17 protein-coding genes and 1 pseudogene are annotated in these 21,521 nt (G+C 72.7%); 14 read left to right on the top strand and 4 right to left on the bottom strand.

Annotated elements, in window-relative coordinates:
* Positions 1 to 63 precede the first annotated feature (63 nt).
* The 5 genes and pseudogenes from pcaDC to LG395_RS41600 form a co-directional block, all read left to right on the top strand.
* A complete protein-coding gene (gene pcaDC / locus LG395_RS01280) occupies positions 64 to 1,353 on the top strand; it encodes a bifunctional 3-oxoadipate enol-lactonase/4-carboxymuconolactone decarboxylase PcaDC (RefSeq protein WP_225808103.1) in 1,290 nt (429 codons plus the stop codon).
* Positions 1,354 to 1,389: 36 nt separating this feature from the next.
* Positions 1,390 to 2,025 (top strand): MBL fold metallo-hydrolase, encoded by a 636-nt coding sequence (locus LG395_RS01275; protein ID WP_171151357.1) that lies wholly within the window; start codon positions 1,390 to 1,392, stop codon positions 2,023 to 2,025.
* 44 nt (positions 2,026 to 2,069) lie between these two features.
* Complete coding sequence (locus LG395_RS01270) at positions 2,070 to 2,849, top strand: exodeoxyribonuclease III (protein ID WP_171151355.1); 780 nt, start codon at positions 2,070 to 2,072, stop codon at positions 2,847 to 2,849.
* A 15-nt stretch (positions 2,850 to 2,864) separates the two neighbouring features.
* Positions 2,865 to 3,284 carry a DUF6278 family protein gene (locus LG395_RS01265; RefSeq protein ID WP_171151353.1) on the top strand — a complete coding sequence of 140 codons (420 nt, stop codon included), beginning with the start codon at positions 2,865 to 2,867 and terminating at the stop codon, positions 3,282 to 3,284.
* Between the two features lie 217 nt (positions 3,285 to 3,501).
* Positions 3,502 to 3,718, top strand: a pseudogene (locus LG395_RS41600) (amino acid ABC transporter permease); the annotation flags it as partial.
* A 39-nt stretch (positions 3,719 to 3,757) separates the two neighbouring features.
* Here the strand turns inward: LG395_RS41600 and LG395_RS01260 are convergent.
* Both LG395_RS01260 and LG395_RS01255 read right to left on the bottom strand, forming a co-directional pair.
* On the bottom strand, positions 3,758 to 5,323 hold the full coding sequence (locus LG395_RS01260; protein WP_225808102.1) for a CocE/NonD family hydrolase: 1,566 nt from the start codon (positions 5,321 to 5,323) through the stop codon (positions 3,758 to 3,760).
* 108 nt (positions 5,324 to 5,431) lie between these two features.
* A complete protein-coding gene (locus tag LG395_RS01255) occupies positions 5,432 to 6,178 on the bottom strand; it encodes a hypothetical protein (RefSeq protein ID WP_171151350.1) in 747 nt (248 codons plus the stop codon).
* A 109-nt stretch (positions 6,179 to 6,287) separates the two neighbouring features.
* Between LG395_RS01255 and ggt the strand changes: the two genes are divergently transcribed.
* On the top strand, positions 6,288 to 8,090 hold the full coding sequence (ggt, locus tag LG395_RS01250; protein ID WP_225808101.1) for a gamma-glutamyltransferase: 1,803 nt from the start codon (positions 6,288 to 6,290) through the stop codon (positions 8,088 to 8,090).
* Between the two features lie 167 nt (positions 8,091 to 8,257).
* Here ggt and LG395_RS01245 read toward each other — a convergent pair whose 3' ends face one another.
* A complete protein-coding gene (locus tag LG395_RS01245) occupies positions 8,258 to 10,801 on the bottom strand; it encodes an ATP-dependent Clp protease ATP-binding subunit (protein ID WP_225808449.1) in 2,544 nt (847 codons plus the stop codon).
* Positions 10,802 to 11,001: 200 nt separating this feature from the next.
* A complete protein-coding gene (map, locus tag LG395_RS01240) occupies positions 11,002 to 11,778 on the bottom strand; it encodes a type I methionyl aminopeptidase (RefSeq protein WP_225808100.1) in 777 nt (258 codons plus the stop codon).
* Between the two features lie 61 nt (positions 11,779 to 11,839).
* Here map and LG395_RS01235 point away from each other — a divergent pair, with 61 nt between their 5' ends.
* The 8 genes from LG395_RS01235 to LG395_RS01200 all read left to right on the top strand — a co-directional run bounded on the left by LG395_RS01235 (position 11,840) and on the right by LG395_RS01200 (position 21,408).
* A complete protein-coding gene (locus LG395_RS01235; protein ID WP_225808099.1) occupies positions 11,840 to 12,091 on the top strand; it encodes a helix-turn-helix domain-containing protein in 252 nt (83 codons plus the stop codon).
* 423 nt (positions 12,092 to 12,514) lie between these two features.
* On the top strand, positions 12,515 to 13,357 hold the full coding sequence (locus LG395_RS01230; protein ID WP_225808098.1) for a nitrilase-related carbon-nitrogen hydrolase: 843 nt from the start codon (positions 12,515 to 12,517) through the stop codon (positions 13,355 to 13,357).
* Positions 13,354 to 14,637 carry an aspartate aminotransferase family protein gene (locus LG395_RS01225; protein WP_225808097.1) on the top strand — a complete coding sequence of 428 codons (1,284 nt, stop codon included), beginning with the start codon at positions 13,354 to 13,356 and terminating at the stop codon, positions 14,635 to 14,637. Before LG395_RS01230 ends, LG395_RS01225 begins: the two co-directional genes overlap by 4 nt.
* A 17-nt stretch (positions 14,638 to 14,654) precedes the next feature.
* The gene (locus tag LG395_RS01220; protein WP_171151338.1) at positions 14,655 to 16,220 is read left to right on the top strand and encodes a PucR family transcriptional regulator; all 1,566 of its coding nucleotides are present in this window, start codon (positions 14,655 to 14,657) and stop codon (positions 16,218 to 16,220) included.
* Between the two features lie 155 nt (positions 16,221 to 16,375).
* Positions 16,376 to 17,218: a nitrilase-related carbon-nitrogen hydrolase gene (locus tag LG395_RS01215; RefSeq protein ID WP_225808096.1), complete on the top strand. Its 843-nt coding sequence runs from the start codon at positions 16,376 to 16,378 to the stop codon at positions 17,216 to 17,218.
* A 100-nt stretch (positions 17,219 to 17,318) separates the two neighbouring features.
* The gene (gene hydA / locus LG395_RS01210; RefSeq protein WP_225808095.1) at positions 17,319 to 18,713 is read left to right on the top strand and encodes a dihydropyrimidinase; all 1,395 of its coding nucleotides are present in this window, start codon (positions 17,319 to 17,321) and stop codon (positions 18,711 to 18,713) included.
* Between the two features lie 11 nt (positions 18,714 to 18,724).
* Complete coding sequence (locus tag LG395_RS01205; RefSeq protein WP_171151331.1) at positions 18,725 to 19,744, top strand: TIGR03842 family LLM class F420-dependent oxidoreductase; 1,020 nt, start codon at positions 18,725 to 18,727, stop codon at positions 19,742 to 19,744.
* A 140-nt stretch (positions 19,745 to 19,884) separates the two neighbouring features.
* Entirely contained in the window at positions 19,885 to 21,408 is a 1,524-nt protein-coding gene (locus LG395_RS01200) for an NCS1 family nucleobase:cation symporter-1 (RefSeq protein WP_225808094.1), read from the top strand.
* The last annotated feature ends 113 nt before the right edge of the window (positions 21,409 to 21,521 follow it).

Raw genomic sequence — 21,521 nt, 5'->3', positions numbered from 1 at the left:
CAGAACGGTATCCGGCGTTCCCCCGTTATAGGGGCGTCCGTGAGACGTGAGAGGGTCTGGTGCGTGAGTGAGACACCACCGAACACCCTGCAATACCGCTTTGACGGGCCAGAAGACGCTCCGGTCCTGATCTTGGGTCCCTCACTGGGTACCACATGGCACATGTGGGACCGCCAGGTGCCGGAGCTGGCCAAGCAGTGGCGCGTCTTCCGGTTCGATCTGCCCGGTCACGGCGGCGCCCCGGCGTACCCGGCCGGATCGGTCGCCGAGCTGAGCGCCCGGCTGCTGGCGACGCTGGACGCGCTCGGCGTGCAGCGGTTCGGCTACGCGGGCTGCGCGCTGGGCGGCGCGATCGGCATCGAGCTGGCCCTGCGCCACCCCGCGCGGCTCGCCTCCCTCGCCGTGGTCGCGGCCTCGCCCCGGTTCGGCACCGCCGACGAGTTCCGCCAGCGCGGGGTGGTCGTGCGCACCAACGGGCTCGACCCGATCGCGCGGAGCGCGCCCGACCGCTGGTTCACCGCAGGGTTCGCCGCCGCGCAGCCCGCGATCACCGAGTGGGCCGTGCAGATGGTCCGCACCACCGACCCCGGCTGCTACATCGCCGCCTGCGAGGCCCTGGCCGCCTTCGACGTACGGCCCGAGCTGGGCCGGGTCGGGGTGCCGACGCTGGTGCTGGTCGGCTCGGACGACCAGGTCACCGGCCCGGCCGAGGCCCGCACCCTGGTCGCCGGTATCCCGGACGCCCGGCTCGCGGTCGTCCCCGGCGCCTCCCACCTGGTGCCGGTCGAGCAGCCGGCCGCCGTCACCGACCTGCTCGTCCACCACTTCGCCACCGCCTGGCAGCAGCCCTACGAGACCGGCCAGACCGTCCTGCCGGGCATGCCGGCCGTCCCGGTCCCGGCCGCCGCGCCGCAGCCCGCACCGGTCGCCGAAATCGCCCCGGCGGCCGTACCGGAGCGGTCCGACGGGCAGCCGGACCGGTACCGGACCGGGCTGAAGGTCCGCCGCGAGGTGCTGGGCGACGCCCACGTGGACCGGGCACTGGCGCAGGCCGGCGAGTTCTCCGGGGACTTCCAGGAGTTCGTGACCCGCTACGCCTGGGGCGAGATCTGGGACCGGCCGGGCCTGGACCGCCGTACCCGCAGCTGCGTCACGCTCACCGCGCTGGTGGCGGGCGGCCACCTGGAGGAGCTGGCCTTCCACACCAGGGCGGCGCTGCGCAACGGGCTCACCCCGGACGAGATCAAGGAAGTGCTGCTCCAGACGGCCGTCTACTGCGGGGTGCCGGCCGCGAACAGCGCGTTCCGGGTCGCCCAGCAGGTGATCCGGGAGGAGACCACGCCCGACGAGTAGGGCCCCGGGCGGCCGCAGACGGCAGGATGGGGAGACATGAAGCTCACGAAGAAGTCCCACGCCTGCGTCCGCCTGGAGAAAGAGGGGCAGACGCTCGTCATCGACCCGGGCGGGTTCTCCGAGGAGGACGCCGCCCTCGGCGCGGACGCGATCCTGGTCACGCACGAGCACCCGGACCACTTCGACGAGTTCCGGCTGCGGGCCGCCATGGAGAACAACCCGGCCGCCCACATCTGGACGCTGAAGTCGGTCGCCGGCCAGGTCGAGGCGGCCTTCCCGGGCCGGGTGCACACCGTCGGCCACGGCGACGCCTTCACCGCCGCCGGCTTCGACGTCCAGGTCCACGGCGAGCTGCACGCGGTGATCCACCCGGACATCCCGCGCGTCACCAACGTCGGCTATCTGATCGACGGCGGGAAGGTCTTCCACCCCGGCGACGCCCTCACCGTGCCCGGCGAGGCGGTCGAGACGCTGCTGGTGCCGGTGATGGCCCCCTGGAACAAGATCTCGGAAGTGATCGACTACCTCCGCGAGGTGCGCCCGCGGCGCGCCTACGACGTCCACGACGCCCTGCTCACCGACCTCGCCCTGCCGCTCTACGAGGGCCACCTCGGCCGCCTGGGCGGCACGGAGCACCAGCGGCTGCACCCCGGGGCGTGGACCGAGGTCTGACGCGCGGACCGGCGTTGTCGGACCCGCCGGGTAGGTTGTGAGGCATGCGCATCGCTACCTGGAACGTGAACTCGATCACCGCACGCCTTCCCCGGCTGCTGGCCTGGCTGGAGAGCAGCGGCACCGACGTGCTCTGCCTCCAGGAGGCCAAGGTCGCCGAGGAGCAGTTCCCGTTCGACCGGCTCCGTGAGCTGGGCTACGAGGCCGCGGTCCACGCGACCGGCCGGTGGAACGGCGTGGCGGTGCTCTCCCGCGTCGGCATCGAGGACGTGGTCAAGGGCCTGCCCGGCGACCCGGGCTATGACGGCGTGACCGAGCCGCGGGCCCTCGCGGCGACCTGCGGCCCGGTCCGCGTCTGGTCGGTGTACGTGCCGAACGGCCGCGAGGTCGGCCACCCGCACTACGCGTACAAGCTCCAGTGGTTCGAGGCGCTGAGAGCGGCCGTGCACGGCGACGCGCAGGGCAGCCGCCCGTTCGCGGTGCTGGGCGACTACAACGTCGCGCCGACGGACGACGACGTCTACGACCCGGCCGCCTTCGAGGGCTCCACCCATGTCACCCCGGCCGAGCGCGCCGCGCTGGCCGCCCTGCGCGAGGCGGGCCTGGACGACGTCGTGCCGCGCCCGCTGAAGTACGACCGCCCCTTCACCTACTGGGACTACCGCCAGCTCTGCTTCCCGAAGAACCGCGGCATGCGCATCGACCTGGTGTACGGCAACCGGCCGTTCGCCGACGCCGTCAAGGACGCCTACGTCGACCGCGAGGAGCGCAAGGGCAAGGGCGCCTCCGACCACGCGCCGGTGGTGGTCGACCTCGACGTGTGATGCCACGCTGGGTCCATGAACCTTCCGTTCCTGGGCCCCCGGCACGCGAAGAAGGCCGGAGCGGCGCGCCGCGCAGACCCCGAGGCGGTCGCCGCGCTGCTGTCCGAGTGCGAGCTGCTGCGCTCGCAGGCGGCTCGGGCGGGCGTCCTCCTCGACGACACCCCGGCCTCCCTGGAGGCCCTGGACCAGATGGTCCCGCGCTGGCGGGACGACCCGGAGATCCTGCCCTGGCTGGGTCACGACGCCGGGCTGTACCTGGGCACGGTCGTCGTGCGCACCGTACCCGGCGCCGGCTGGCGGATCCGGCCCGACGGCGAGCCCGTCGTACGCCTCGCCTCCGGCCGTGCGGTGGAGGTGGTGCCGGCCGGGGAGGAGTGGGCGGTGAGCGGGGTTCCCGAGCTGTCCCAGCTGTACGCGGAGATCGCCGAGACCTGACGCCGGTGCCGGCGCCGGTCGCCCCGTGCCGGTTCCCGGGCACCGCGTGGGCCACCGTGCCGCCCGACGGGGCGCCGCCCTGGGGCATCGACACCGTTCCCCTGTCGTCCCGTTCGCCGTCGGCGCACCGCCACCGCCCGGGCCCCGCGGCACCGACGCCCCCCGAACGCGGCCGGAGCGGGGCCCCGTTCGCACCCGCCATCCGCGAGCCGCCGACGAGGAGTTCCGCCACGCGGGGAACTCATCGCCTCCAACCTCGACTACGATTTGCGGTTCATCCCTGTGGTGATGGTGATGTCGCCGATCCGCATCGGATGTGCGTGCTGCTCTCCCGGTTCGCCGACCGGGTGTCCCGGCGGGAGCGGCGCGGCCCCAGGACCGAGGGGACGGCGCTCGCCGCTCCCGGGTCCGGGGCGCTGCCGCCAGGGGGGCGGCGGTTCAACGGGCCAGGCTCGTCCGGCGGCAGCCGGAGATCACTGCTCGCCGAGCGGGACGGACACGTACGACGGGTCGTCCGGGGGCGAGGAGAAGGTCAGCTGCGCGCCGGACGGGTTGTGCTCGGCGTAGAGCGGGTCGACCGTGTCGACCACCAGCGCGAGGCGGTGCCCGGCGGGGACGTCGTAGGCCGTGGAGTACAGGTCCACGTCGACGGCGAACGGCTCGCCGGGCGTCCGCCCGTGCCACGTCCAGGGCGCGTGCGTGACGAGCTTGCCGATGCCGAGCGGGCCCACGTCGTACAGGTAGGCGATGAACGTGCCGCTCTCCGCGGTCGGGGTGAGCGTGGTGTGCACGGTGGCCGTGCCGCGCACCCGCTGGGCGGTGCCGTACCGCTCCGACTGCCACACGGCCGCCCAGCGGCGCGGCAGCGGCGGCAGCGAGGCGGTGGGCGGCAGTTGGGCGACCTGGTCCAGGATGCTGGAGAGGAAGACGATCCCGCCGTCCGCGCCGGAGTCGACGTTCGCGTGGATGGTGGGCGAGCCGGTGAGCGCGAGCTCGCGCCGGGTCGCGGTGACCGACTTCCAGTCCGGGTACCCCTCGTACGCCCCCGCGGTACGGGACTTGAGCCGGACCGGCTGCTCGCGGTCGACGCCGTTGTCGGCGCCCGCGAGGTAGTGGTCGAACCAGCGCCGGGTGTCCGTCCACACGTCGTTGGGCAGTCCGAACAGACCGGTGAGCTCGGGTGTCGCGTGGTCTCCGGGGCGCAGTTCCAGCCGTTTCGGGACGGTCAGCTTCTCGTAGAAGGAGGCGTACTGGTTCGCCGGGAACACCGTGTCGCCCCAGGCGTTGGCCAGCATGACGGCGGCGCCGTTCCTGTTGAGCTGGTCCACATAGGTCATGGCGGAACGCTTCCGCCCCCAGTCGATCATGTCCTGTTCCTTCGACAGGTCCGAGGCGTACAGGTTGTCGAAGATGGCGCGCAGTTCGGCGCTCTCGCGGCCGGTGAGGCCGGCCGCGCCGTCCAGCACGGCCGCCGCCTGGAGGTGCTGGGTGCGGCCCGAGTAGACGGAGTCGATCAGGTCGGCCCACCCGCTGAGCGCGGCCACGGCCCTGACGCGCTTGTCGTGCGCGGCGGTGAGCAGGCTGATCCCGGCGCCGTACGACACCCCGGCCATGCCGATGTGCTCCGGGTCGGCCGGGGTGTGGGCGAGGGCCCAGTCGATGACCCTGGAGGCGTCCGCCGTGTCGGGCGGGCCGGCCACTTCTATCCGGCCGCCGGACTGCCAGAACCCGCGCACGTTGTAGGTGAGCACCACATAGCCGGAGTCGGCCAGTCTCCGGGCCTGGGCCAGGTATTCCACCTGCGGCAGGCCCCAGCTGGTGGGCAGCACGACGAGCGGGTAGCGGCGTGAGCCGTCGGCGCCCTCGGGGGTGAGGACGTGGGCCTTCAGTACGGTGCCGCCGTCGCCGGCGATGTCGACGAACCGGACGCCGGGGGCGGCCTCGGCGGCCGGTGCCAGACCGACGACCGAGCCGGCGAGCAGGGCCGCCGAGACGGCTCCGGCGGCGGAGGCGCGCAGCGCGGTGCGTCCGTGTCCCATGGGTCACTCCTTCACTCGTGTCCGTGCAAAGTGACCCGACGGTAACCGCGCTCTCTTACCGCAAGTAACCCGTCGGTAAGTTACGTGCCGGTAAAGGTTGTTGAAGTGTCACTCGGCGGTACTGGGAGCGGGCTCCGGCAGCGGTGTCCGCGCCGCCCGCGTCACGTCCGCCACCAGCTCCACCACATCCGGGCCGTACGCCTGGGAGTTGACCACCTTCAGCAGCAACACGAAGGAACCGCCGCCGTACTTGCGGGCCAGCCGCTCGTGGTGGCGGGCGAGGTAGCGGGTCGCCGCCTGGTTGGTGATCGCCCGCTGGCCGCAGAAGAGGAACACGGGGCGGGTGTCCGGGCCGCCGTCCGCGGTGAGCCGGGCGAGCAGCACGTACTCGCTGCGGCCGCCGTCCATGCGGTACTCCTCACCGCCGATCCGGATGGCGCCGACCTCCGGGCCCGTCGCGGCCTCCGCGTTCATCCGCACGCCCGGCAGCAGCGAGGAGAGGTGGGCCTCCATCCGGCGGTTCGAGGCGGGACCGCCGAGGCAGAACTCCGTGCGCTCGCCGAACCCCTGCTGGGCCGCGTCGTGCGCGACCACCCGCGCGTGGGCGTTGCAGTCCTTGATGAGGGCGGACAGTTCCAGCAGGGCGAACACGTCGTGCCGCATCACCGACAGCTCCGGCCCGCCCGCGTTGCGGTTGACCACCAGCAGCGACTCGGCGTGGTCCGGCAGCCCGAAGAAGGCCTGCTTGCGGCGCAGCCGGCGCCTCCACAGGTACGTACGGGCGACCCAGCCCAGCGCGGCCGAGACGCCCGCGGCTATGACTCCGAGGGCGATGTTGCGCACGTCGTCGTTCATGGCCGCGCATGGTAGCGGGCCCGGGCGACGGCCACGGTGCGCAGGCGTACTGTCGGTAGTACCGGTCATCCGGTTACGCTGCGCGGACTTGTCCCGACGGGAGGTACGGATGGGTCGTCCAGGCACGCGGAAACTGTCGGTTCTGGCGGTCTCGGCCGCCGTGGTGTCGGTGGGGGCCGTGGCGCCGCCCGCCGCCACGGCGGACAGAACGCCGGCGAAGGTCCCCGTGGCGGTCGGCTACGGCGGCGCCGTCGCCAGCGTCGACGCCGACGCCTCCGCCGCCGGCATCGAAGTGCTCAAGCACGGCGGCAACGCGGTCGACGCGGCCGTCGCCACCGCCGCCGCGCTCGGCGTCACCGAGCCCTACTCGGCCGGCATCGGAGGAGGCGGCTACTTCGTCTACTACGACGCCAAGTCCCGCACGGTGCACACCATCGACGGGCGCGAGACCGCGCCGCTGAGCGCCGACGCCGACCTGTTCACGGAGAACGGCAAGCCGCTCGCCTTCGCCGACGCCGTCAGCAGCGGCCTGAGCGTCGGCACCCCGGGCACGCCCGCCACCTGGCAGCAGGCGCTGGAGGCGTGGGGCAGCAAGCGGCTCGGCACCCTGCTGAAGCCCGCCGAGCGCATCGCCCGCGACGGCTTCACGGTGGACGACACCTTCCGCGCGCAGACGGCGTCCAACGAGACCCGGTTCCGCTACTTCCCGGACACCGCCAAGCTGTTCCTGCCGAACGGACGGCTGCCCGTCGTCGGTTCCACGTTCAAGAACCCCGAACTCGCCCGGACCTACGAGCAGCTGGGCCGGCAGGGCGTCGGCGCCGTCTACCGCGGTGACATCGGCGACGACATCGTCAAGACGGTCGAACACCCGCCCGTGGACCCCGCCTCCGGCTGGAACGCCCGCCCCGGCAAGCTGGCCGAGAAGGACTTCGCCGTCTACCGCGCGAAACTCCAGGCGCCCACCAGGACGTCGTACCGCGGCCTGAACGTGTACTCCATCGCGCCCTCCTCCTCCGGCGGCACCACCGTCGGCGAGGCACTGAACATCCTGGAGAACACGGATCTGTCGAAGGCGAGCGAGGTGCAGTACCTGCACCACTTCATCGAGGCCAGCCGCATCGCCTTCGCCGACCGCGGGCGCTGGGTCGGCGACCCCGCCTTCGAGGACGTGCCGACGAAGGAGCTGCTGTCCCAGCGGTACGCCGACTCCCGCGCCTGCCTGATCAAGGACGACGCGGTCCTCGGCAGCCCGCTCGCCCCCGGCGACCCCCGGCACCCGGCGTCCTGCGGCCAGGGCGGTACGGCGGCCCCGACCACCTACGAGGGCGAGAACACCACTCACCTCACCGTGGCCGACAAGTGGGGCAACGTCGTCGCCTACACGCTCACCATCGAGCAGACCGGCGGCAGCGGCATCACCGTCCCGGGCCGGGGCTTCCTGCTCAACAACGAGCTGACCGACTTCTCCTTCGCCCCGGCCAACCCCGCCGTGCACGACCCGAACCTGCCGGGCCCCGGCAAGCGGCCGCGCTCCTCCATCTCCCCGACGATCGTCCTGGACCGGCACAACAGGCCGGTCGTGGCGCTCGGTTCACCCGGCGGCGCGACCATCATCACCACCGTGCTGCAGACGCTCACCGGGTTCCTGGACCGGAAGCTGCCCCTGGTGGACGCGATCGCCGCACCGCGCGCCAGCCAGCGCAACGCGGCCCGGACGGAGCTGGAACCCGGGCTGTACGACAGCGACCTGCGCAAGCGGCTGGAGGCCATCGGGCACTCCTTCAGCCTCAACCCGGAGATCGGGGCGGCCACGGGCGTGCAGCGGCTGCCGGACGGCAAGTGGCTGGCCGCAGCCGAGAAGGTACGGCGCGGCGGCGGCTCGGCGATGGTGGTCCGCCCGGCGCGCTGAGGCCGAGCCGGCCGCGGTGCGCCGCATCGCGTCGCGGGCGGGCCGACGGACGGGGCTCGGGGCCGGCGCCCCGACCGACAGCCCGGCCCCGGCGCGACACCAGCCGGCCGGGGCCGCGACGCGCCGGTGGCACCCGTCGGCGGCCGGGGTGGTCCCCGGCCGCCGGATCAGAGTTCGGGTGCGGGCGGCTGGGCGGCTTCCGCGCGGAAGTCCAGCCGCCCGTCCCGCGCGTCCACGATCACCCGGCTGCCCTCGGAGATCGTGCCGTCGAGCAGCAGCCGCGACAGCTGGTTGTCCACCTCCCGCTGGATGGTGCGGCGCAGCGGCCGGGCGCCGTACTCGGGCTGGTAGCCGCGCTCGGCGAGCCAGTCGACGGCCGCGTCCGTGAACTCCACCGAGACGCCCTGCCCGTCCAGCAGCCGCCGGGTCGTCTCCAGCAGCAGACCGGTGATCTGCCGCAGCTGCTCGCTCGTCAGCTGCCGGAACACCACGATCTCGTCGATCCGGTTCAGGAACTCCGGCCGGAAGTGCTCGCGCAGCGGCCGCAGGATCTGCTCGCGCCGCGCCTCCTCGGCGGCCTCCGCGCCGCCCGGCCCGAACCCGATCCCGGCACCGCGCCGGGTGATGGCCTCCGAGCCCAGGTTGCTGGTCATCACGATGACCGTGTTGGTGAAGTCCACGGTCCGGCCCTGCGAGTCGGTGAGCCGGCCGTCGTCGAGCACCTGGAGCAGGATGTTGAAGACGTCCGGGTGCGCCTTCTCCACCTCGTCCAGCAGCAGCAGCGAGTACGGGTGCCGGCGCACCACCTCGGTGAGCTGGCCGGCCTCCTCGTGGCCGACGTACCCGGGCGGGGCGCCCACCAGCCGGGAGACGGTGTGCCGCTCCTGGTACTCGCTCATGTCCAGCCGGACCATCCGGTCCTCGCTGCCGAACAGCGCCTCCGCCAGCGCCCGCGCCAGCTCGGTCTTGCCGACGCCGGTCGGGCCGAGGAAGAGGAAGCTGCCGATGGGCCGGTTCGGGCTCGCCAGGCCGGCGCGGGAGCGCAGCACCGCCTCGGACACCACGGCGACCGCCTCCTCCTGGCCCACCACCCGCTGGTGCAGGTGCCGCTCCAGGCCGAGCAGCCGTTCCTTCTCCTCCTGGGTCAGCCGGCTGACGGGGATGCCGGTCTGCCGGGACACCACCTCGGCGATGGCCTCCGCCGTCACCTCCAGGTCCTGGCCCTCGTCGGCCTTGTCGCCGCCGGTCACCTGGGCGATCCGCTGCTTCAGCTCGCCGATCCGGTCGCGCAGCTGCTTCGCCTGCTCGTAGTCCTCGTCCGCGACCGCCTGGTCCTTGTCCCGCACCAGCTGCTCGATCTCGCGCTCCAGCGCGCGCACGTCCGTGCCCTTCGTCCGGGCGCCGAGCCGGACCCGCGCGCCCGCCTGGTCGATCAGGTCGATCGCCTTGTCCGGCAGCCGCCGGTCGGTGAGGTACCGGTCCGACAGCTCCACGGCGGCGACCAGCGCCTCGTCGGAGTAGCGGACCTGGTGGTGGGCCTCGTACCGGTCCCGCAGCCCGCGCAGGATCTCGATCGTGTCCGCGGCCGTCGGCTCGGGCACCAGGACCGGCTGGAACCGGCGGGCCAGCGCCGCGTCCTTCTCGATCCGGCGGAACTCCTCCAGCGTGGTCGCGCCCACGATGTGCAGCTCGCCCCGGGCCAGCGCGGGCTTGAGGATGTTCCCGGCGTCCAGCGTGCCGCCCTCGCCGCCGGAGCCCGCGCCCACGACGGTGTGCAGCTCGTCGATGAACACGATCAGCCGGTCGGAATGGGCGCGGATCTCCTCCACGATGTTGTTGAGGCGCTCCTCGAAGTCGCCCCGGTAGCGGGTGCCGGCCACCACCCCGGTGAGGTCCAGGGCCACCACCCGGCGCCCCGCCAGGACGTCGGGGACCTCGCCGTCCGCGATCCGCTGGGCCAGGCCCTCCACGATGGCCGTCTTGCCGACGCCCGCGTCGCCGATGAGCACCGGGTTGTTCTTGCCGCGCCGCGACAGCACCTCGATGGTCTGCTCGATCTCCGTCTCCCGGCCGATCACCGGGTCGATCCGGCCCTGCCGGGCCATGTCGGTCAGATCACGGCCGTACTTGTCCAGGGTCGGCGTGCCGGTGGGCCGCTGGCGCTGCCGCTCCGGGCGGGACGGCGCGCTCTCCTGGGTCTCGGGCGGCAGACCGCCCGCCGAGAACCGGGCCGCGTGCAGGATGTGCCCGGCGGCCGAGTCCGGGTTCGCCGCCAGCGCGCTCAGCACGTGCTCCGGGCCGATGTACCCGGCGCCGCTGGCCCGCGCCATGTCGTGCGCGTCCAGCAGGGCGCGTTTGACCGCCGGGGTCAGCGACAGCGAGGTCGGCGGCGGTGCCTCGCCGGGCGGGTGCTGGACGGGGCCGGCCCGGTCGTCGATCTCCGTCGCGAGCGAGTCCGGGTCCGCGCCCGCCCGGCTCAGCAGGCTCCGGGTGGGCTCCGTCGACACGGCCGCGCGCAGCAGGTGCTGGGTGTCCAGGTCCCGGCTGCCGTGTTCGGCCGCGTACTGGGCGGCCCCTCTGACCAGCTCCCGGGCCGGCTGGCTGAGCAGGCGGCCGATGTCGATGTGGCGGGGCCCGGGGGCTCCGCCGGAGCCGCCGAAGAAGCGGGCCAGGAATTCACCGAAGGGGTCAGGAGGGTAGCCGTTGGTCATCGCGTGGGTTCCTTCGCTGACGACATGCGGAGCGGCCGGGTAACCCGGGGGCGGGTTGCTCATGCCCACGATGACACGATCCGTGGGGGTGGGCATGTTCGCCCAGTGGGGTGCGGGACCGGTCCGGCACGTGCGCCGAAGCGCGTCGTGGCCGCTCGCGCCCGGGGGCGCGGCCGTCCGAGCGGCAGGCCCCGCGTCGCTCAGGGAAGCTCGCGGGCCGTCAGGACCCGGGGACCGTCTTCCGTGACCGCGACCGTGTGCTCGCAGTGGGCCGCGCGGGAGCCGTCGGAGGTGCGCAGGGTCCAGCCGTCGGCCGCCGGGTAGTAGGCGGCGCTGCCGCTCGCGATCACCATGGGTTCGACGGCGAGGACCATGCCCGGGCGCAGCGGCAGGCCGCGGCCCGGGCGGCCCTCGTTGGGGACGTCGGGCTCCTCGTGCATACGGCGGCCCACGCCGTACCCCCCGAAGCCGTCCGGGATGCCGTAACCGGCCCCACGGCAGACCCGGCCGACGGCGTGCGCGATGTCGCCGACGCGGTTGCCGGCCACCGCCGCCTCGATGCCCGCGGCCGGCGCCCGCTCGGCGGTCTCGATCAGCCGGAGGTCCGCGGGGCGCGGGCGGCCCACCGTGAAGCTGATCGCCGAGTCGCCGGCCCAGCCGTCCAGCAGCGCGCCGCAGTCGACGGAGAGCAGGTCGCCGTCGCGGAGCCGGTACCTGGTGGGGATGCCGTGGACGATCGCGTCGTTCACCGAGGCGCAGATCACCGCGGGGAACGGGGTCGGGGCGAAGAAGGGGCGGTAGCCGAGGAACGGCGAGGTCGCGCCCGCCTCGCGCAGCACCTCCCGGGCCACCTCGTCCAGCTCCAGCAGGCGGACGCCGACGTGCGCTGCCTCGCGTACGGCCGTCAGGGCGCGGCCGACGACCCGGCCCGTCGCGTGCATCGCGTCGATCGACGTGTCCGTCTTCAGTTCCACCATGCCAATTACTATACCGGTATTTGAATGGGGTTGAGGGTGGGGTGGTATTAGAATGGGCCGCATGGTGCGCACCCCCCTCACCCCCGAAGAGCGTGAACGCGGCGAGCGGCTCGGGCAGTTGCTGCGGGCGGCGCGTGGCGAACGCAGCATGGTCGACGTCGCCGCCGAGGCGGGCGTCTCGGCCGAGACCCTGCGCAAGATCGAGACGGGGCGGGCGCCGACGCCGGCGTTCTTCACCGTGGCCGCGCTGGCGCGCGTGCTGGGTCTGTCGATGGACGAGCTGGTCGCCCGGTGTGCCCTGGTGGCCGCCTGAAGGGACCCGTACGACGGCGCCGGGCCCGCCACGGCCGAGGTTCCGCGTGAGCGCCGGCGCGCTGCCGGAAAACTCGCGGTAGCGGGCTCGTAACACCACTGGTGTTGGCTGGGGCGCGCCCGGCAGCCGCCCACGTCCGCGTCCATGCGCCCGGCGAGGCCGCCCGGCGGCACCGGGGCCCCGTGCACGCGCCGCGTGCCGCCGGGTGCGTCGCGTGACGGCCCGGGGTGGGCAGTGTCCCGGTGTGTCACGATCCACGCCCCGGGGCGGGCCGGCGGCTCACCCACAGGGGTGCCAATCGAGATCGACTCAGCGGGTTGACGGCGATGGTCTTGGCAAGGGCCGCCCGGAGGCTTACTTTCGTCCCTCTACGGCCTGCTCTACGGGCGTAGAGGCTCTGACGTCGTGTCGAAGGAGCAGCTCATGACCAACGTCGTCCGCGCCGCTCTGGTCCAGGCCACCTGGACCGGCGACACCGAGTCCATGGTCGCGAAGCACGAGGAGCACGCCCGCGAGGCGGCCCGCCGGGGCGCGCGGATCATCGGGTTCCAGGAGGTCTTCAACGCCCCCTACTTCTGCCAGGTCCAGGAGCCGGAGCACTACCGCTGGGCCGAGCCCGTGCCCGACGGGCCGACCGTACGCCGGATGCGGGAACTGGCGCGCGAGACCGGCATGGTGATCGTCGTGCCGGTGTTCGAGGTCGAGCAGTCCGGCTTCTACTACAACACCGCCGCCGTGATCGACGCCGACGGCAGCTACCTCGGCAAGTACCGCAAGCACCACATCCCGCAGGTCAGGGGCTTCTGGGAGAAGTACTACTTCAAACCCGGCAACCTCGGCTGGCCCGTCTTCGACACCGCCGTCGGCAAGGTCGGCGTCTACATCTGCTACGACCGCCACTTCCCGGAGGGCTGGCGGCAACTCGGACTCAACGGCGCCCAGTTGGTCTACAACCCGTCCGCCACCCACCGGGGCCTGTCCGCCTACCTGTGGCAGCTGGAGCAGCCCGCCGCGGCCGTCGCCAACGAGTACTACATCGCCGCCATCAACCGGGTCGGGCAGGAGGGGTACGGCGACAACGACTTCTACGGCACGTCGTACTTCGTCGATCCGCGCGGACGGTTCGTGGGTGAGGTCGCGAGCGACAAGAGCGAGGAACTCCTCGTCCGGGACCTGGACTTCGACCTCATCGAGGAAGTGCGGCGGCAGTGGGCCTTCTACCGCGACCGCCGCCCCGACGCCTACGAAGGGCTGGTGCAGCCGTGAACGACCTCTACTCCCGCCACCGCAGGGTCCTGCCCGACTGGCTCGCCCTCTACTACGACGACCCGATCGAGATCAGCCACGGCGAGGGACGCCACGTCTGGGACACCGCCGGCCGGCGGTACCTGGACTTCTTCGGCGGCATCCTGACCACGCTGACCGCGCACGCCCTGCCCGAGGTGACCAAGGCGGTCAGCGAGCAGGCCGGCCGGATCATCCACTCCTCGACCCTCTACCTCAACCGGCCGATGGTCGAACTCGCCGAGCGGATCGCCCAGGTCAGCGGCATCCCGGACGCGCGGGTGTTCTTCACGACCTCCGGAACCGAGGCCAACGACACCGCCCTGCTGCTCGCCACCACCTACCGGCGCAGCAACACCGTCCTCGCCATGCGGAACAGCTACCACGGCCGGTCCTTCAGCGCGATCGGCGTCACCGGCAACCGCGGCTGGTCCCCGACCTCCCTCTCCCCGCTCCAGACCCTGTACGTCCACGGCGGCGTGCGCACCCGGGGGCCGTTCGCCCACCTCGACGACCGCGCCTTCATCGACGCCTGTGTCGCCGACCTGAAGGACGTCCTCGGCCACACCCGGCCGCCGGCCGCGCTGATCGCCGAACCCGTCCAGGGCGTCGGCGGGTTCACCTCCCCGCCGGACACCCTCTACGCCTCCTTCCGGGAGGTGCTGAAGGAGCACGGCGTGCTGTGGATCTTTGACGAGGTGCAGACCGGCTGGGGCCGCACCGGCGACCACTTCTGGGGCTGGCAGGCGCACGCCCGCAGCGGCCCGCCGGACATCGTCACCTTCGCCAAGGGCATCGGCAACGGCATGTCCATCGGCGGGGTCATCGCCCGCTCCGAGATCATGAATTGCCTGGACGCCAACAGCATCTCCACCTTCGGCGGCACCCAGATCACCATGGCCGCCGGCCTCGCCAACCTCACCTACCTGCTCGAACACGACCTCCAGGGCAACGCCCGGCGCGTCGGCGGCCTGCTCCTCGAGCGGCTGCGCGCGGTCGGCGCGCAACTGCCCGGGGTGCGGGAGGTACGCGGCCGGGGGCTGATGATCGGCGTCGAGCTGGTCAGACCGGGCACGGACGAGGCCGACCCGCAGGCCGTCGCGGCGGTGCTGGAGGCGGCCCGGGAGGGCGGACTGCTCCTCGGCAAGGGCGGCGGGCACGACACCAGCGCCCTGCGGATCAGCCCGCCGCTGTCGCTGACGGTCGCCGAGGCCGAGGAGGGCGCGGCGATCCTGGAACAGGCGCTGAGGAGCACGTACTAGAGAACAGGTGTACGGCCATGAGCATCACCTCGGAATCCCGGCACGTGCAGGAACCCGCCCTCTCCGTGCGCCAGGTGCTGACCCTGGAGCGCGTGCTCGCCGGGGAGCCCGAGGTGGTGGCCGGCGCCGCGCAGCTCGACCGGCCGGTGCGCTGGGTGCACGTCGCCGAGGCCGCCGACGTCGGCGTCATGCTCAGCGGCGGGGAGATGGTCCTCACCACCGGTGTGCTGCTCGCCGGGGACGAGGCCCGGCAGGCCGAGTACGTCCAGTCGCTGCACCGGGCGGAGGCGGCGGCCGTCGTCCTCGGTCTCGGCCGGGCCTTCCCCGCGCCGCCCGAGGTGATGCGCCGGGCCGCCGAGCGGTGCGGGCTGCCCATGGTCGTACTGCACCGGCCGTTCCCCTTCGCCGAGCTCACCGAGGAGGTCCAGTCCCGGCTCGTGCGGCGCAAGTTCGCCGCGATCAGCCTGTCGGAGAGCGTGCGCACCGCCCTGACCGGGCTGATCACGGCCGGGGCGCCGCTGCAACGGCTGCTCGACGAGGTCGCCCGGCACGCCGGCTGCCCGGTCGTCGTCACCAACCTCGCCCACCGCGTCCTCGGCACGGCGGGGGAGCGGTCCGCGGTGGACGACGTGCTGCGCGACTGGGAACGGATCGCCCGGCAGGCCGGCGGCGCCGCCGGCGACGGCTGGGTCCGCGCCGAGCTGGGCGGGCGCGGGGAGCGGTGGGGCCGGCTGCTGCTGTGCGGTTACCGGGGCGACGCGGCCACCGGGCGGCTGCTCGCGGACCGGGCCGCCGAGGCCCTGGTGCTGCACCGGATGCTCGGCGGCGCCCCCGCGCACAGCTGGGAGGAGCAGTCCGCGCAGGGCCTGCTGACCGACCTGGTCTCCGGGGTCGTACCGGCCCGGCAGCTGCTGCCGCGGGCACGGGCGGCGGGGCTGCCGGTCAACCGCCGCACCTTCGTGCCGCTCGTCGTCCAGGGCCGCACGGCCGGGCAGCTCGACCGCGTGCTGCGCCTGCTGGGGCTGCCCGGCCTCGTCGCCGAGCTCGCCGACGGCGCCGCCACCGTGCTGCTCAGCCTCGCCCGCGACCAGGACGCCGAGGCCCTCACCGCGCACTTCGCGAACCGGCTGCGTGCCGCGTCCCCGGCCGTGGTCGCCGCCGCCGGTGCCCGCACCGCGTGGGACGACGTGCCCGCCGGGCTGCGCGAGGCCCGGCACGTCGCCGACGCCGTCGCCGGCTCCGCCGCCGCCCTCGGCCTGCCGGCCGTCGTCCGTCTCAAGGACGTCCACCTGCGCGGCCTGATCCGTCTGCTGCGCGACGATCCGCAGGTGCAGTCCTTCGCCGAGCGCGAGCTGGACGGGCTGCTGTGCGACGCCGAACCGGAACTGCTGAACGTCCTGCGGACCTATCTGGCGACGGGCCGCAACAAGTCCCGCACCGCCCAGCTCCACCACGTCTCCCGGCCGGCCCTCTACCGCCGCCTGGAGGCCATACAGGCGCGCCTCGGAATCGACCTGGACGACTTCGAACAGGCGGCCTCGGTGCACATCGCGCTCCTCGCGCACGACGCGCAACAGGGGTGAAACATGCGACGACCTGCGACAACGGCGGTGAAACATGGGACCGGGGACGCGTGACACGGTGGCACGCCGACCACCCGCGGACGTGACACGCTGCCCGTCGAACCGGCCGTCCGGGCTTCCTACGCTCACCGCACACCGAGCTACCGGAGGTCCCGATGAGCCGAGTGATCCGTGCCGCCCTCTTCCAGACCGCCTGGACCGGCGACAAGGAGTCCATGATCCGGGTGCACGAGCAGGCGGCCCGCGACGCCGCCGCCCAGGGCGCCCAAGTCCTCTGCTTCCAGGAGCTGTTCTACGGCCCCTACTTCTGCCAGGTGCAGGACAAGGCGTTCTACGAGTACGCCGAACGGATCCCCGAGGGCCCGACCGTCCGGCGCTTCCAGTCCCTCGCCCGCGAGCTGGGCATGGTCCTGGTCCTGCCCATGTACGAGGAGGAGCAGCCGGGCGTCCTGTACAACACGGCCGCCGTGATCGACGCGGACGGCTCCTACCTCGGCAAGTACCGCAAGACCCACATCCCGCAGGTCCAGGGCTTCTGGGAGAAGTTCTACTTCCGCCCCGGCAACAGCGGCTGGCCCGTCTTCGACACCGCCGCCGGCCGGATCGGCGTCTACATCTGCTACGACCGCCACTTCCCGGAGGGCTGGCGGGCGCTGGGCCTCGCCGGCGCCGAGATCGTCTTCAACCCGTCGGCCACCTCGCGCGGCCTGTCCCGCTACCTCTGGCAGCTGGAGCAGCCGGCGGCGGCCGTCGCCAACGAGTACTTCGTCGGCGCGATCAACCGGGTCGGCGTGGAGGACCTGGGCGACAACGACTTCTACGGCACCACCTACTTCGTGGACCCGGAGGCCCGGTTCGTCGGCGAGGTCGCGAGCGACAAGGAGACCGAACTCGTCGTGCGCGACCTGGACCTGGCCAAGCTCCGCGAGGTCCGCGACCGCTGGCAGTTCTACCGGGACCGGGCGCCGGGGGCGTACGACCCGCTGACGGCGCCGTAAGGCACGCCCGGGGCGCGGGGCCGTATCCGGGTGCGGTTCCGCCGCGTGGGCGCCACCAGCCACAGACGACCCGCAGACGGCCACGAGAGAGAGGCAGCCCATGACCACGCGCACCGTCATCCGCGGTGGCCTAGTCATCACCGCGTCCGACGAGATCCACGCCGACGTCCTCATCGAGGACTCCCGCGTCGTCGCCCTCGCCGCGCCCGGTTCACAGGACTGGACCGCGGACCGCACGATCGACGCCACCGGGAAGTACGTCATCCCGGGCGGCGTCGACGCCCACACCCACATGGAGCTGCCGTTCGGCGGCACCTTCGCCTCCGACACCTTCGAGACCGGCACCCGCGCCGCCGCCTGGGGCGGTACGACGACCATCGTGGACTTCGCGGTGCAGAGCGTCGGCCACACCCTGCGCGAGGGCCTGGACACCTGGCACGCCAAGGCCGAGGGCACCTGCGCGATCGACTACGCCTTCCACATGATCGTCTCCGATGTGAACCAGGAGACGCTCAAGGAGATGGACCTGCTGATCGAGGAGGGGGTGACCAGCTTCAAGCAGTTCATGGCCTACCCCGGGGTCTTCTACAGCGACGACGGGCAGATCCTGCGCGCCATGCAGCGCTCCGCCGAGAACGGCGGGCTGATCATGATGCACGCCGAGAACGGCATCGCCATCGACGTCCTGGTCGAGCAGGCGCTCGCCCGGGGCGAGACCGACCCGCGCCACCACGGCGAGGTGCGCAAGGCCCTGCTGGAGGCGGAGGCCACCCACCGGGCCATCAAGCTCGCCCAGGTGGCCGGCGCGCCCCTGTACGTCGTCCACGTCTCCGCGATGGAGGCCGTCGCGGAGCTGGCGCGGGCGCGCGACGAGGGGCTGAACGTCTTCGGCGAGACCTGCCCGCAGTACCTGTTCCTGTCCACCGACAACCTGGCCGAGCCCGGCTTCGAGGGCGCCAAGTACGTGTGCAGCACGCCCCTGAGGCCGAAGGAGCACCAGGCCAGGCTGTGGCAGGGCCTGAGGACCAACGACCTCCAGGTCGTCTCCACCGACCACTGCCCCTTCTGCTTCACCGGCCAGAAGGACCTCGGCCGCGGCGACTTCTCCAAGATCCCCAACGGGCTGCCGGGCGTGGAGAACCGCATGGACCTGCTCCACCAGGCGGTCGTGGACGGGCACATCTCCCGCCGCCGCTGGATCGAGATCGCCTGCGCCGCCCCGGCCCGGATGTTCGGCCTGTACCCGAAGAAGGGAACCATCGCCCCGGGCGCCGACGCGGACATCGTCATCTACGACCCGCACGCGCAGCAGGTGATGTCCGCCGAGACCCACCACATGAACGTCGACTACTCGGCGTACGAGGGCAAGCGGGTCACCGGCCGCGTCGAGACGGTCCTGTCCCGCGGCGAACCCGTCATCGACCAGCGGGAGTACACCGGACGCGCCGGACACGGCGTCTTCACCCCGCGCTCCACCTGTCAGTACCTCGCCTAGGAGTGGCGCCCATGGACTTCGGACTCGTCCTCCAGACCGACCCGCCCGCCTCCCGGGTCGTCAGCCTGATGAAACGGGCCGAGCGCAACGGCTTCCGCTACGGCTGGACCTTCGACTCCGCCGTGCTCTGGCAGGAACCGTTCGTGATCTACAGTCAGATCCTGGCGAACACGCAGAAACTGAAGGTCGGGCCGATGGTCACCAACCCCGGCACCCGCACCTGGGAGGTCACCGCCTCCACCTTCGCCACCCTCAACGACATGTTCGGCAACCGCACCGTCTGCGGCATCGGCCGCGGCGACTCCGCGATGCGCGTCGCGGGCCGCAAACCCAACACCCTCGCCCGGATCAGCGAGGCCATGAAGGTCATCCGCGCCCTCGGCCGGGGCGAGGAGGCCGACCTCGGCGGCACCAGGATCCGGTTCCCGTGGATCAAGGAGGGCGCCGAACTCCCGGTCTGGATGGCCGCGTACGGGCCGAAGGCGCTGAAGATGACCGGAGAGGAGGCCGACGGGTTCATCCTCCAGCTCGCCGACCTGTACCTGACCGAGTACATGGTGAAGGCCGTCAAGGACGCGGCGGCCGCGGCCGGCCGAGACCCGTCCGAGGTGACGATCTGCGTCGCCGCCCCGGCGTACGTCACCGAGGACGACTCGCCCGAGGCCCTGGCGCACGCCCGCGACCAGTGCCGCTGGTTCGGCGGCATGGTCGGCAACCACGTCGCCGACCTCGTCGCCCGGTACGGCGAGCACTCCTCGCGGGTCCCAGGGGAACTCACCGACTACATCAAGGCCCGGCAGGGCTACGACTACGCCCACCACGGACGCAGCGGCAACCCGGACACCGCGTTCGTGCCCGACGAGATCGTGGACCGGTTCTGCGTCATCGGCCCGGTCGAAAAGCACGTCGAGAAACTGACCGCGCTGCGCGCCCTGGGCGTCGACCAGTTCGCGGTGTACGACATGCACGACGCGCAGGAGGCCACCATCGAGGCCTACGGCCACCACGTCATCCCCGCCGTCAACTCCTGATCCTCCGTCAACTCCCGACCGCCGCCCACGCCTTCCGATTCCCCCCACGCCCCGCTTGGTCTCCCCTCCCCGCCGTCATCGGGGAGGGGGCTGGTGCCCGCACGGCCATCCCGATCCGCCTCTCCCCGATTGGCCAGCCCATGACCGACACCGCTCCTCCGGCCAGACCGATATCCGGCCAGGTCACCCTCCCCGACGGGCGCGTGGAACTCGCCCCCGGCACACCGCAGCCCAGCGGCCCCTACGCCAACCAGGACCTGCTCCCGGTCCCCGTGGCCGGGCGCACCTGGACGACGTACAACTTCTCCGCCCTGTGGGTCGGCATGGCCCACAACACCGCCTCCTGGACCCTCGCCTCCGGGCTGATCGCGGTGGGCATGGACTGGAAGCAGGCGGTGTTCACCATCGCCCTCGCCAACCTGATCGTGCTGGTGCCGATGCTGCTGACCGGGCACGCGGGCCCCAAGTACGGCATCCCCTTCCCGGTCTTCGCCCGCGCCTCCTTCGGCGTGCGCGGCGCCAACCTGCCCGCCGTCGTCCGGGCGCTGGTGGCGTGCGGCTGGTTCGGCATCCAGACCTGGATCGGCGGTGAGGCGATCTACTTCCTCGCCGGGAAGCTGATCGGCGACGGCTGGAGGAACGCGGGGCACATCGGCGGCCACGCCTGGACGATGTGGCTGTCCTTCGCGGTCTTCTGGGCGATCCAGGTGGCCATCATCCACCGGGGCATGGAGACCATCCGCCGCTTCGAGAACTGGGCCGCGCCGTTCGTCCTGGTCGGCGCCCTCGTGATGCTGTGGTGGATGAGTAGCAAGGCAGGCGGTGTCGGACCGCTCTTCGACCAGCCGTCCAAGCTCGGCTGGGGCGGCGGCTTCTGGAAGCTGTTCTGGCCCTCCCTCATGGGCATGATCGGCTTCTGGTCGACGCTGTCGCTCAACATCCCCGACTTCACCCGCTACGGCAGGAGCCAGCGCGCGCAGACCTGGGGCCAGGCCCTCGGCCTGCCGACCACCATGACCCTGTTCGCGTTCCTGTCCGTACTGGTCACCTCCGGCTCGCAGGCCGTGTACGGCGAACCGGTCTGGGACCCGGTGCAGCTGGCGGCGAAGACGGACAACGCGGCCGGTCTGCTCTACGCGCTGGTGACCGTCCTGGTGGCCACCCTGTCGGTGAACATCGCCGCCAACCTGGTCTCCCCGGCCTTCGACTTCGCCAACGTCGCGCCACGGAAGGTCAGTTTCCGCACCGGCGCCCTGATCACCGCCGTCCTCGCCGTACTGATCTGCCCGTGGAAGCTCTACTCCGACCCGCAGGGCTACATCTTCACCTGGCTCGGCCTGGTCGGCGGCCTGCTCGGCACGGTCGCCGGCATCCTCGTCGCCGACTACTGGCTGCTGCGCCGTACCCGCCTGGACCTCGGCGACCTCTACCGCCCGGGCGGCCGGTACTGGTACGCGGGCGGCTGGAACTGGCGGGCGGTCGTCGCCTTCCTGGCGGGCGGTGTCCTCGCGATCGGCGGCGCGAGCCTCGAACCCCTGACCGACGGCCGCCCGATCCCGGCCCTGGCACCCCTCGCGGACTACGGCTGGGCAGTGGGCCTCGGCACCTCCCTGGTGCTGTACCTGGCCCTCACCCTGGCCTCCGGGCGGCGCGCCGGCGGCTGAGCGGACCGGCACCCTGAGGGGGGCGCGGCGCCCGGGCAGTCGTCGACCGCGGTCAACGGCCTCGGCCCGGGCCGGCCGCGTGCGCCACGGCGACCCGCGTCGGATCAGGCCAC

It is taken from the genome of Streptomyces spinosus, from assembly GCF_020400655.1.
GTDB lineage: Bacteria > Actinomycetota > Actinomycetes > Streptomycetales > Streptomycetaceae > Streptomyces > Streptomyces argyrophylli.
This window is presented reverse-complemented; position numbering and strand designations above follow the sequence as displayed.